Consider the following 13,172-nt stretch of genomic DNA (forward strand, 5'->3'; position numbering starts at 1 on the left):
CCCGACCATCGGAAGGGAGTGTCTTTTTGCCGCCCGATTTTGACTATCAGGCGACTTTTATGGGATGGGTGCGAAAGTCCTTTAGATTGTGAAAAAATCCCCTGTACGGTGTCATACCATGCCGAAATAAGTTCCATAAAAGGGAGCATCCCATTTGGGTTAAAGAGGAATTGATAAACAAATCCTGTTTCTCAAGTGCTTCTGCTAAACTGCAGCTTGGCGTGTCATCCTCTTGTTCGGACTGCTTTAATAACTCTCCAAATTCTTCGGTAATCATTGGCAGGCTTGCCACCGTTTCGTATTTCTCCGAATTGGGTTGATGAATGTTTCCTATGGTAGACAGCAACACTTGTCCTGTATGCTGGCTATTGCCAAAATCCAGCCAATATTTCGGTTCGTCCCTGTGGTGTCTGCGGTTGCCTATTTCTTTCAGTATTTCAGCAACGCCAAACCTTGCCTGTACATTATCCACGCAGGTAATGTAAATAGTTGCCTGTGCTTCTTCGGGTATTCTGCCCGAACTGTCCTTTTCAAACTTTGCGGTTTCGGCTTTCCAATTCGTCCCTGAAAAGCGGTTTACACGGTTGATTAGTGCAACGGACTTGTACAAGCCTGTTTCACTCTCTGCAAAACGCTGTCTTCCTAAATTGGCATTGGTTACAGTATCATCATCCCATAGGCGGACACGTAAGCCTGCGTGTCCCAATTCGATTAAGCTGTGGTTCATTTCCATTAAAGCGGTCAGAACCTTTGAGCCTGTCCCACCTGCACCGATTAAGTTTACCGTAATGGGATTGGTAGGGCTTATCAGATAGTTATCGGTAAAATGTACTTTTAGTTTCTCGGTATTCATCACAATAGATTTTTAATGGTTTTGTTGTTCTTTTTCAATACATCATTAGGAAAGGCTTCGCTAGTTTCAATCAATTTTTTCCAAAGGCTTACGCAATTCCCTTTTATGGGACTGTGTTCTCCTAATAGATGGCTGAAATAGCTATTAAAAAAGTAGTCTTCCCAAGCACTTATAAATTCCTCCACGGAAGCGGAATTTTTAATGTCTATACTTACAGTTCCCATACACACTTTACCGTCTTCATAAATGTTGAAGAAAGGAGCAAAATACAATGGTGTATTTTCTGTTGGTCTTCTGTCAGTAGTAATAGCAAATAGTGCTAGGCTGTTTTTACTGGCATACCAAAGCATTGATGGTACATGTGCTTTGCCGTTGGGTATGCCCAAACCCTTCACAAAATAAAATTGCTGTTTCTGTGCTTTGGTGTACCAAAGTACCGTGCCTTTTTCGCTCGGATTGATATGCAATATATTGGTCGGTAAAATTCCTTTTGGCTTTAAAAAGGCTTTGTCCTTTTCTTTGTCGGTGTGTAACGCCTTTGCTAACACTTTAGCTTCATTTACGGTCAATGGATGGGCATTGACAGGATTTCCGTTTTTGTCCATATCAAAATGCTCCACGTACATATTGGTATTCGTTCCTTTGGTTTGATAAAAAACCAATGCGGATTTTGGGTGGTAAAGCGTTCCAAAATTCTCAGTTATGTCATTTATGTTGTTCATTTTCTAGAGGTTTTATAGTCATATAATAGTGTGCATAGTTCATCCAAAAGGGCAAATAAACGGTTCTCAAAATCAAGATTGGTTTGTGTTATGTTGCTTCCGTCAAAGCGTTTGCAAATAGTAGGTTCTTCCATTGCTCCATACTCGTTAAACTCATTGTTAATGCTGTCGGTAAGCCTCTCATACAGCCAACCTGTGGTATCTGCTATAAAGGAGATATACTTTTCCATTCCAACGGTTTCGGAGTCATTCTCATCATTATAGGGGTCTACTTCGGGTCTTGGAGCGTTTCGAAAAATGCTCTCGTGTGGATATTGCGTATAGAGAACAAAGGCATCGCAAGCCACTTTTTGACATTCCAAGTCGAATGTATCACGGCTTTTAAAGTGTCTTAAGCGTTGTTCAAATATCTGTAAATTGATACGGTTGAATAGTTTTTGTTCTATCCGTTCGCCTATCCATTCGGCTTTTACAATCTCTGCAATACAGCTATTTGTTTCTTCGGTATAATCATCCTGTTCAATCCAATCGTTCATCATTTCGTACATCCAATACAGATAGCTGTTTTCCTGTCTGTAATAGGGTATATCGGCAATATGATACAGATAACTGCAAACCGAAACGAGCAATTGAGCCGTCTTTTTACGCTTTGGGTCATTGAGCATTTGAAAGAGTGGAACAATTGGAATATAGTACAGGGTTGTACCTGTGCCGTATCGTTCCTCGCTTGTAAAAAATGTTTTCTTACTATCCTGTACCAAACGTAAATTATCCCAATTGACATTGTTCTTTTTTAACTTGTTTTCCGCATCCCACATAGCCAAAGCTATATTATAGGGATAGCCATAATCTTTCGTTTGTAACGGTTCAATGCCGTAATGTTCTGCAAGTTGGGAAAGGGACTTGTAAAAATCCCTCTCTATTTTTGCTGTTTTCTTACAAGCTTGTACGGATTGAACTGTTTTGAGTTTTGGCAGAAACGCACACTTTAGAAAACCATTGGCAGCATTGCTATCGGTACGGATTTCTGTTTGTCTTTCTGTACTTCGTTTGTGTCTTTGGCTCTCTGCATACATTGTGCGAACTCGCCCAATTGTCGGTGCAGTTGCCGTTGTGTTTTTTGTTCGGGTATGCTGATAGTTCCCGATAGGATATTGCTTTGCATAGTTCATCGTTTTTAATTTTTGGTTTAACCTTTTGTTCCCATTACGCTTTCCAATTTGTATTCTATCCTATCATCACGGATAATAGGGGCAGATACTTTTGCCGTGGTTAGTATGGGATACGTATTGGCGTAAAAATTCAATACCGCTTCCACACTCCAACGTGGTTCGGGGTCGGTCAGTCTGATGTCCTGTCCTTTATCTTTAAGTATAAATACTCTTTCTAACTGTGTTGCTAATAACATAACTCTTGGATTTTGTATTAAACATTAGGTTGCTCTGTCGCAAACAGACCTGTTGAAGAAAATTGGTTTGATAGTTCCGATTTGCGTTTTCGTATCTCGTCCGCTTTTTCGGGGTAGTCGGTAATTTCGGGTACTTTCATCCACGCATCACGGAATTTGCCTTCTTTTTCCAATTCATCCGCTTTTGCCATTCCCTCTTTAAATTTCTTGTCTTTGGCTTCCTGTTCCTTTTTCTCTTTTTCGCCTTTTTCCTTTTCCATTGCCGATTGCTTTTTAGCTTCTTCCAACTGTTTCATAAAGGCTTCCATATTTACCATTAAACCCGAAGCGGTTTGTAAAGGTGTTGCTATCTGCTGAAAAAATCCCTCATCCAATTCATCTGCTGTTCCCCTTAAATTAAGCGGAGGTATCAGTTGTTTTGCAGTATCTCCGCATTGTTCGTTTTGGAGAATAACCGATACAATAAGGTTGTTTTCTGCTCCCTTTGCTATGGTTAGGTGCAAATCTCCTTGTATGTCCATTTGTGCTATCTGATTGAAAAAATTTGTGTTCATCGTTCTAAAATTTAATTGTCCATTTTTTTTAATGTCTTCACATTATAAAGTTTTTTAAAGGCTACCACCATTTAAGACGGTAGCCTAAGGGTATTTAATTAAGGTTTAAGATTTCCGCTCCTTCTGTTGCAAAAGAGGTACACAGTTCAAAAGCCTTTTGGGTTTTTAGCTGTGCCGTACCACCCATTACAATACTCTGTAGCTTGGCTTCATTATCTTTGTAATTGCGTACATTCTGATAGTATCCTGTCACGGCGTTATACGCTCCAAACAAAGTACCTTTGGTTGTTTCCATCTGCTGTGTATCACTAAGCATAGCGTAGGTAAAAGCATCTTCTACTGTGTTTTTGAACAAGGTGGAAACTTCATCTTCCGCACCTTTTTTCAATAAATCAAATGTTTCCTTATTTGGACAAAGCGATAATTGGATTAGCTTTTTTACCTCTTGGTCAGTTACCTTTACTTTAGCCCATTGGTTGAATATGCCCTCTAATTGGTTGCTCAGTGTATTTGCCAATCCCATAACCTTGTGAGCATCATCCAAACGCTGTTTTGCTCCCGAAGTATGTTTGATGCGTACCACGTTACTCATCGAACGAAGCGAAGCATTAAGGGTGTTTTGGCATACGATTCGGATAGGTGTAAATGCTGCGGTAATGCTTCCGCTGCCATCGTGCGAAGTAGTCAAAAAAATGTACTTTTCGGTAACATCGTCTCCATTGCCTACTCGGATGTAGTCGGGCAGTTTTGCGGTGATAAAAATGCGCTCCCCGTTGCCCAATGCTCCTGCGGTTTCATATAATATGCCTTCGTCACCGCCTACAATGGCATCGAAGAAATTGAACGCTTCACGGTTTTGTACAATGTGGTAATCCTTGCCGACTACTCCCAATACCGCATTGTTATCGGTGCGTATGTTGGCGAAATAGTTAGGTACTTCCAATTCGCTGTTGCCTATCTCTATGCCGTTAGCCGTTTCGATAATGCCGGAACCTTTTGTAAATAGGGGGCTTTTAGCTACTTCATAGTCTAATCCTGCATGTTTTATCGCTTCTCCGCTTGTTGGGTATTGCTCCACAATCTGCCCCAATCCGTGCCATGCTTTTTCTTTTACGCTAAAGAATGAATAACGTCCTGTTTCGCTGTTAAAATTGATATTATGTGCCATGATTTTAAAATTTTAAATTGTTAAAAATTATTTAGATGCTCGTTGTTAAAACGGGAGGTCGTCCTTTGTATCGTCATTGTTGTTTCCTGTAGAAGCCTGTTCCGCTTCGGTTTTCTTACCGCCCCCGTGAAGCTTGATTTGCGAGGTGTTGAAGTTCAGTCCTGCGTGTGGTTGTCCGTCACTGCCTGTCCACGCTCTTGCACTCACTTTGCCTGTCAGTTCTACCACCGTGCCTTTTGTGAGTATCTGCGCTACTTTTGGACTAAGCCAATAGGCGCAGTCGAAATACGTTGTCTGCTCTATGCGCTCACCCGCTTTGTTTTTGTAGCTGTCGTTGATGGCTACCGAAAAGTTTACTACTGTTTTGCTGTTGGACACGTTGCGTACCTGCGCATCCGCTGTCACTCTTCCTGTGATGTTCATAATTTCTACGATTTTTAGTGATTAATTTTTTTTGAAATTTTATTCGGCAATGTGAGGAGGTGCTGTTTTGTTTCATCAAATCCATTTGTAATATTTTATTTCTCATTGCTGACATTTTTTTTATTCGTCTAAAGAGCCGGAGTATGCTATGTTTTGTTTCATGAGCATAAAAAGGTGAGTGTTTAGCAATAGCAAGGCTTTGATAAAAAATACAACCTGGATGGGTGGAGATTTTTTATCAAATCTGAAGGACCAGGCCTTGCTATTTCGTTAAGAACACGGAGTTACCTTTGCTCCTGAAATAAGACAAAAGCATACTGGTTTTTGAATACAAAAATGAAGGGGAAGTAATGATGATTTGTATTAGACAAATGCAAATGAGATTAAAATTTGACAAAGGATTAAATATCCTAGCTCAATTACCGACCCATCCATTGGATTTAGTATACTCAATCTGTAAGCCGCATTAATTATTTTACCATTATGGATGAGCTTTGAAATAATAAGGTATGCATAAAATGATCTAAGTTGCCGTGGGAAAAGATTGTAATTGATTTGGAATAGGAGCGGTAGCGCAACGAGGACATGGAAGATTTAGTATAAGGGATTGAAAGAGTGTTTATCAAGCCCTATTTTTATGAATTTTCCATCGTTACCTGTCTAAAAGTAAGTTTGATTCTTGGGTAGAAAACCGGTTAAATTGACCAGCATTTTTTAGCATAAAATCGTATGAAATTGTATGCAGGATTTTATAAGAAAATTGAAAAATAAGTTTTTACCGTATATAAGTTTATAACTACTTTAGCCAATATTCAAAAAAGTCAAAAAAATACAATGTCAGACGAACAAAAGAAACTCTTAGAAACCCAATTATGGGCGATTGCCAATATCCTAAGAGGTAAAATATCAGCCAATCAATTTCAAGACTACATATTAGGTTTTATCTTTTACAAATACCTTTCGGAAAAATTAGAAAAAAAAGCCAATGAGTTCCTAAAGCCAGATGGAATTGTGTTTAATACTATTGACGAAAATAGTATTGATGGTAAAGCTATTTTAGAAGCTTTAAAAGAAGCCATTGTTGAATCCTTAGGATATTTTCTAAAACCATCCGAACTGTTTACAAATCTTGCAAAAAAAGGAAATGCAAAGGTTATTAATCAAGACGATGAAGAGCAAATTCAAAGCACTTTTATTCTCGAAGATTTAGCCAACGTTTTAAACTCTATCGAAAAAAGTACCATGGGATCTGAGAGTCAAGACGATTTTGACAACCTGTTCTATGATATCGATTTGAACTCAACTAAAATTGGTCGTACCACCAAAGACCGTAACGATGTTATTGTAAAAATACTTACGGCCCTTGACGAAATTGATTTTGATTTAGACAATACCGAAGGCGATGTTTTGGGTGATGCCTACGAATACCTAATTGCAAAATTTGCAGAAGGTGCCGGACAAAAAGCAGGTGAATTTTACACACCGCAACAAGTATCGAGTATCTTGGCCAAAATTGTTACAACTCGCAAAAGCAAGTTAAAATCAGTTTATGACCCAACATGTGGTAGCGGATCGCTTCTACTTCGCGTAGCTCGTGAAGTAGAAGAGGTTGGACATTTTTACGGACAAGAACAAAACCGTACGACCTACAACTTAGCGCGAATGAACATGATTTTGCACGATGTAAATTATCATAAGTTCGATATTAAAAACGAAGATACGCTCGAAAAACCACAACACTTAGATTTTAAGTTTGATGCCATCGTAGCCAATCCTCCATTCTCAGCAAAGTGGTCTGCCAATCCTATTTTTACCAATGACGAGCGATTCTCGCAATACGGCAGACTAGCACCTGGAACCAAAGCTGATTTTGCTTTTATCCAACACATGGTGCATCAGCTAGACGATAGTGGTATTATGGCGTGTATTGCACCGCATGGCGTATTGTTTCGTGGTGCTGCCGAAGGACACATTCGTAAATATTTAATTGAAGACTGCAACTACATTGATGCCATTATTGGTTTACCGTCTAACTTGTTTTATGGCACGAGTATTCCAACCTGTATTTTGGTATTGAAAAAATGCAAAGAAACCCCAGAAAACATTTTATTCATTGATGCCAGTAATGATTTTGAAAAAGTAAAAAATCAAAACGTACTACGTGAATTTGACATTGATAAAATTATTGAAACCTATCAAAACAGGACCGTAATAGACAAATATTCTAACGTAGCAACTCTCGAAGAGGTAAAAGCTAATGATTACAACCTGAACATTCCACGGTATGTAAACACATTTGAAGAAGCGATCGCTATTGATCTAAATGCGGTGGCTGATCAATTGCAAAGCATTGATTTAAAAATGAATGAAGTAGACAAAACCATTGCTGCCTTTTGTAGTGAACTCCAAATTAAAACCCCTTTTTAATATGGAAATAGTACAACCAAAATTAAGGTTTCCAGAGTTTAAAGGAGATTGGAATAAGAAATTGATTAAAGAAGTATTGTCAATTGGCAGCGGTAGAGACTATAAACATTTAGAGAAAGGAAATGTTCCTGTTTTTGGTACAGGAGGTTTAATGAATTATGTTAATGATTTTTTATACGATGGTGAAACAGTTTGTATTGGAAGAAAAGGAACGATAGATAAACCTATGTATTTTGATGGAAAGATATGGACAGTAGATACATTATTTTACACTAATAAATTTATCAATTCAACACCTAAATTTATATATAATCTTTTTCAAAGAATTAATTGGAAAGAATACAATGAAGCTTCGGGCGTGCCAAGTTTATCTAAAAGTACAATTGAAAAAATTGAAATTAAATTACCGCTAATTGAAGAACAAACCCGTATTGCCAATTTCCTTTCATCAGTAGATGAAAAACTAAACCTTTTAAAAGAAAAAAAAGCCCTTTTAGAAGACTACAAAAAAGGTATCATGCAAAAAATCTTCAACCAAGAAATCAGGTTTAAAGATGATAATGGTGAGGATTTTGAGGATTGGGAAGAGAAAAGTATCGGAAATATACTTACAATTGGTAGTGGTAGAGATTATAAACATTTGAATTATGGAAATGTACCTGTTTTTGGTACAGGTGGTTTAATGACATTTGTAGATAGTTTTTTACATCAAGGCGAAACTGTTTGCATTGGACGTAAAGGTACAATTGATAAACCAATGTATTATAATGGAGATATTTGGACTGTAGATACTTTATTTTATACTCATACTTTTATAGAATCAATACCAAAATTTGTTTATTATGTTTTTCAAAGTATAAATTGGAAACAACATAATGAAGCTTCCGGTGTACCAAGTTTGTCTAAAAGTACAATTGAACAAATTTTAATAAACGTCCCTTCAGTTGCTGAACAAACCAAAATAGCTAATTTCCTGTCAGCCATTGATGAAAAAATAGCATTAGTTTCCAATCAAATACAAGATACCCAAGAATATAAAAAAGGATTGTTACAGCAAATGTTTGTGTAAATAAAAACACTATAGAAAATAAAAAAATTATCGATTACATTATTTTAGAAATGGAATCAAAAGAGTTTCTAGTAATTGAGGTTTTAAACAAGATTAAAGAGGGATATCTTCCATTAGGAGGAATTGCATTGGCTGTAGATTCTGGAAAATTGACAGTATTTAAATATTTTGCTCAGGCTATGGTTAAATACGATGATAAATAAATGATATCCTAATCCGAAATACTATTAGAATAAAATCTAATTGAAAAATTGGATGATAAAAATGTATTGTTGCAGCAAATTTTTGTGTAAATACTTCGAGATTTATCAATAATCTCGAAGTATTTACTATATTTGAACTCTTTAATAATACTGTTAAGATGGAAGATGCACCGAAAATGATTTTTAATCAAAAAATATTTGCACTGGCAAATAAACCAGATGTGGTTGTTAAGATAAAAGAAATTAATAACGAGTATTTATATTGGGATAAAGTAAAATATAAAAAAATATTAGATTTAGATCCTATACAACTTTGGTCTGCCGTAAAAATGGCAAGAGCGGTAAATTACAAAAATATCTCTTTTGGTAGTTATCAATTTAATTATGTGACTACTGATTATATTCAAAAAATACTTCACTATTTTGATATGAATATCGGTGGTTATATGGGAGCAAATAATGTTGTTCCAGATGCTGATAAAACTAGATATTTGGTAAGTGCTATTATGGAAGAAGCTATCTCTAGTAGCCAGATAGAAGGAGCCAATACTACCCGTAAAAAAGCTAAAGAAATGCTTCGTAAAGAAGTAAAACCAAAGACCAAGTCAGAACAAATGATTGTAAATAATTATGTTACAATCAAACACATCACACAAAATCGCAATGACGATTTAACCCCTGAAAAATTGTTATACGTTCACGGACTAATTGCTTGTGATACATTAGACGATAAAAAAGAGGAAGGCGCATTTAGAATATCTGATGATGTACAAGTTGTCAATCATATTGATGGCGAAGTCGTGCATACACCTCCTAGCCATAAAGAACTGGAAATATTAATTAAAGACTTATGTGACTTTTTTAATGCTGATAGTAAAGAAACTTTTATGCACCCTATCCTTAAAGCAACTACTATTCATTTTATGATTGGTTACATTCACCCTTTTACAGATGGAAATGGTAGAACGGCGCGTGCCTTGTTTTACTGGTATTTATTAAAAAAAGGATATTGGCTTACAGAGTATTTATCTATTTCAAAGATTATTCAGGATACTAAAAATCAGTACGAGAAAGCCTATTTATATACCGAAGCAGATGCCAATGATTTGACTTACTTTATGACCTATCATTTAAAGGTGATGGACAAATCGTTCGAAGCATTAAAAGAATATATTCAACTGAAACAAAAAGAAAATTTACAAATTGCAAGTTTTGTTAGAATTCCAAATGTTAATGAACGTCAAGCGCAATTATTAAAAATACTATACGATGAACCAGAAAGTATTTTTACTGTAAAAGAAGTAGAGAATAGATTTTTAATATCAAATTTTACAGCACGAACTGATTTGTTAGGTCTCGTAAATCTTGACTTTTTAGATATAATTCAAGTCAATAAAGTGAAACAAAACTTTGTGCGTTCTGAAAAATTCTTAGTATTATTAACCAAATATAAAATTAAATAAACTTCGAGATTTGTAAAGAATCTCGAACTATTAATATAACATGACATCACAATCCGAATTAATTTTAGAGCAAAATCTAGTCAACCAATTAGCTTCAAATGGATACGATAAAGTAACTATTAAAGATGAAAATAATTTACTAGTCAATCTTAAAAAGCAATTAGAAAAACACAACAACAAAGTGTTTTCTAATTCGGATTTTAAGCAAATACTAAACCACTTAACCAAGTCTAACAATGTTTTTGAAAAGGCGTTATTGCTACGCGATAAGTTTGCTTTCAAAAATGACAATAACGAATTGGTTTATGTGGAGTTCTTAAATATGGATTTCTGGTGTCAAAATCAATATCAAGTAACCAATCAAATCACGGTTGAAGGGACGTATAAAAACCGTTATGACGTAACCATTTTAATTAACGGTTTGCCCTTAGTGCAAATAGAATTAAAGAAGACGGGCTTAGAATTAAAAGAAGCCTACAATCAAATCAACCGCTACCAAAAACACTCTTTCTCAGCCAATACTGGGTTGTTTAATTATGTGCAATTATTTGTAATTAGTACCGGCGTAAATACTAAATACTTCAGCAATTTCGGAAACAAAAAACCCGATTTCAAACAAACCTTCTTTTGGACAGACGAAAACAACAAACGTATTTCTAAATTAGAGGATTTTGCCAATACCTTTTTAGAGAAATGTCATTTATCTAAAATGATTACGAAATACACCGTATTGCATGATTCTGATAAAATGTTGATGGTATTGCGTCCGTATCAATTTAATGCCGTAGAACGTATTATTGACAAGGTAAAAAACAGCAACCACAACGGTTATATATGGCACACTACAGGTTCAGGTAAAACATTAACTTCGTTCAAAGCCAGTCAAATTTTGTCACAATTACCAAAGGTGGATAAAGTAGTTTTTTGTGTAGACAGACAAGATTTAGATTACCAAACGGCTAAAGAATTCAATGCCTTCAAACCAGATTGTATTGACCCAACTAATAATACTGCCAACTTAGTACGACAGTTCAAAGAAAGCAATAGCAAGCTTATTGTAACAACGATTCAAAAATTGTACAATGCTATTACGAGAGAACACCATCTTAAAACAATGGACGATCTAAAAGACAAAAAAATTGTCTTTATTTTTGATGAATGCCACCGCTCTCAATTTGGAGATACGCATAAAAAGATAACCCAATATTTTGAAAACTATCAAATGTTTGGGTTTACCGGTACACCTATTTTTGCAGAAAATGCCTCGTCTAAAAACAAGCAAAACCAAACCACGGCAAGCTTATTTGGTGAGCAATTGCATAGTTACGTTATTACCGATGCGATAAAAGATGACAATGTATTGCGTTTCTCTGTGGAGTATGTAGGGAAGTATAAAGAGCGTGAGAATTCGCAAAATGAAATTGACATTGAAGTAGAAGCAATTGATACCCAAGAATTATTACAAAGCAAAGACCGCATTGAAAAGATTACCAATTATATCATTCAGCAACATCCCATTAAAACGCAAAACAAAACGTTTACGGCTATGTTTTGCGTGAGTAGCGTAGACATGCTGATTAAATATTATGATCTATTCCTTAAATTAAAAGAAGAGGGTAAACATGATTTAAAGATGGCTACAATTTTTAGTTTCGGTGCCAATGACGAAATGATTAGCGATACAGACGATTATGATAGTAAAGATTTTAATGAGGTAGCAGAAAAGGAAGAAGTTTATAATGCCTATCATAAAAGAGATAAGCTAGAAAGTTATATAGAAAATTACAACAAAACCTTTAAAACCAATTGGACTACAAAAGACAGTCAATCCTTTTACAATTATTACAAAGACATAGCACAACGAGTACGTTCTAAACAAGTAGATATTTTATTTGTGGTTAATATGTTCCTAACAGGATTTGATAGTAAATCATTGAATACCCTATTTGTAGATAAAAATTTAAAATACCACGGTTTAATTCAAGCCTATTCCAGAACCAATAGAATTCTTGGTGATAAAAAATCACAAGGAAATATTGTCGTATTTAGGAATCTTAAAAAAGCCACTGATGATGCCATTGCCTTATTTTCAGATAAAAAGGCTAAAGAAATTATCATCTTAAAACCATACGAAACCTACGTTAAAGAAATTAATGAAGCTTACGATAATTTAACAGCAATTACTCCAACTTTTGAATCAGTTGATGATTTATATACCGAAGACGAAGAGCTAGAATTTGTAAAAGCGTTTCGTGAAATTATCCGGTTAAAAAACATAATTGCATCATTTGTAGATTTTACTTTTGACGATATTGTTTTAGGAGAACAAGAATTTGATAACTATAAATCGAAATACTTGGAGTTATCTGATAAAGGTAAAAAAGAAAAAACCTCCATACTTAACGAAGTCGATTTTGAACTAGAATTGATTCATCGTGATGATATTACAGTAACCTATATTTTAGGATTATTAGCCAAGTTAAAAGCAACAAACCCAGAGGAAAAAGAACGCAGACAAAAAGAAATACTAGATATCGTTGCAGGAGATGTCAAACTGCGCAGCAAACGCGAATTGATAGAACGTTTCATTGAAGAAAACTTGCCATTACTTGAAGATGCTTCAATAGAGGAAGGTTATGCAGCATTTATGATCGAAGAACAGCAAAAAGCCTTCAATCAATTTGTACAAGATGAAAAGATAAATGCGGACAAGCTAAAAAAACTAACAGAAGATTATTTATTCACCCAAAGAATCCCCACCAAACAAGAAGTAGTGGAAGTATTAGAACATCAACCCTCTATTTTACAAAGATCAAAAGTAGGTGATACTATTCTAAATAAATTTCTTACTTTTATCGACACGTTTTTTAATGATTAATATT

General features: G+C 35.4%; 12 protein-coding genes. 5 read left to right on the top strand and 7 right to left on the bottom strand.

Annotation, left to right across the window (positions count from 1 at the left end; all coding sequences use genetic code 11):
- Positions 1–46: 46 nt before the first annotated feature.
- The 7 genes from E0F89_RS16505 to E0F89_RS16535 all read right to left on the bottom strand — a co-directional run bounded on the left by E0F89_RS16505 (position 47) and on the right by E0F89_RS16535 (position 5,128).
- The gene (locus E0F89_RS16505; protein ID WP_131910826.1) at positions 47–853 is read right to left on the bottom strand and encodes a PRTRC system ThiF family protein; all 807 of its coding nucleotides are present in this window, start codon (positions 851–853) and stop codon (positions 47–49) included.
- Positions 853–1,575 carry a PRTRC system protein B gene (locus E0F89_RS16510; protein WP_182651731.1) on the bottom strand — a complete coding sequence of 241 codons (723 nt, stop codon included), beginning with the start codon at positions 1,573–1,575 and terminating at the stop codon, positions 853–855. Before E0F89_RS16510 ends, E0F89_RS16505 begins: the two co-directional genes overlap by 1 nt.
- Positions 1,572–2,747, bottom strand: coding sequence for a hypothetical protein (locus E0F89_RS16515; protein WP_099715391.1), 1,176 nt, complete (start codon positions 2,745–2,747; stop codon positions 1,572–1,574). The genes E0F89_RS16510 and E0F89_RS16515 overlap by 4 nt, the downstream gene beginning before the upstream one ends.
- Positions 2,748–2,764: 17 nt before the next feature.
- Complete coding sequence (locus E0F89_RS16520; protein ID WP_099715392.1) at positions 2,765–2,983, bottom strand: PRTRC system protein C; 219 nt, start codon at positions 2,981–2,983, stop codon at positions 2,765–2,767.
- A gap of 17 nt (positions 2,984–3,000) precedes the next feature.
- Entirely contained in the window at positions 3,001–3,537 is a 537-nt protein-coding gene (locus E0F89_RS16525) for a PRTRC system protein E (protein ID WP_099715393.1), read from the bottom strand.
- Between the two features lie 94 nt (positions 3,538–3,631).
- Positions 3,632–4,705, bottom strand: a complete 1,074-nt coding sequence (locus E0F89_RS16530; protein ID WP_099715394.1) for a DUF932 domain-containing protein — start codon at positions 4,703–4,705, stop codon at positions 3,632–3,634.
- Positions 4,706–4,750: 45 nt separating this feature from the next.
- Positions 4,751–5,128: a single-stranded DNA-binding protein gene (locus E0F89_RS16535; RefSeq protein ID WP_099715395.1), complete on the bottom strand. Its 378-nt coding sequence runs from the start codon at positions 5,126–5,128 to the stop codon at positions 4,751–4,753.
- Positions 5,129–5,962: 834 nt separating this feature from the next.
- Between E0F89_RS16535 and E0F89_RS16540 the strand changes: the two genes are divergently transcribed.
- The 5 genes from E0F89_RS16540 to E0F89_RS16555 all read left to right on the top strand — a co-directional run bounded on the left by E0F89_RS16540 (position 5,963) and on the right by E0F89_RS16555 (position 13,168).
- Positions 5,963–7,555 carry a type I restriction-modification system subunit M gene (locus E0F89_RS16540; RefSeq protein WP_131910827.1) on the top strand — a complete coding sequence of 531 codons (1,593 nt, stop codon included), beginning with the start codon at positions 5,963–5,965 and terminating at the stop codon, positions 7,553–7,555.
- Position 7,556: 1 nt separating this feature from the next.
- Positions 7,557–8,624: a restriction endonuclease subunit S gene (locus E0F89_RS16545; protein WP_099715397.1), complete on the top strand. Its 1,068-nt coding sequence runs from the start codon at positions 7,557–7,559 to the stop codon at positions 8,622–8,624.
- Positions 8,625–8,674: 50 nt separating this feature from the next.
- Positions 8,675–8,827, top strand: a complete 153-nt coding sequence (locus E0F89_RS17200; RefSeq protein WP_165930061.1) for a hypothetical protein — start codon at positions 8,675–8,677, stop codon at positions 8,825–8,827.
- 158 nt (positions 8,828–8,985) lie between these two features.
- Positions 8,986–10,290 (top strand): Fic family protein, encoded by a 1,305-nt coding sequence (locus E0F89_RS16550; protein WP_099715399.1) that lies wholly within the window; start codon positions 8,986–8,988, stop codon positions 10,288–10,290.
- A gap of 40 nt (positions 10,291–10,330) precedes the next feature.
- Positions 10,331–13,168 carry a type I restriction endonuclease subunit R gene (locus E0F89_RS16555; protein ID WP_131910828.1) on the top strand — a complete coding sequence of 946 codons (2,838 nt, stop codon included), beginning with the start codon at positions 10,331–10,333 and terminating at the stop codon, positions 13,166–13,168.
- The last annotated feature ends 4 nt before the right edge of the window (positions 13,169–13,172 follow it).

It is taken from the genome of Flavobacterium caseinilyticum (genome assembly GCF_004349085.1).
In the GTDB taxonomy this organism is placed as follows: Bacteria; Bacteroidota; Bacteroidia; order Flavobacteriales; family Flavobacteriaceae; genus Flavobacterium; species Flavobacterium caseinilyticum.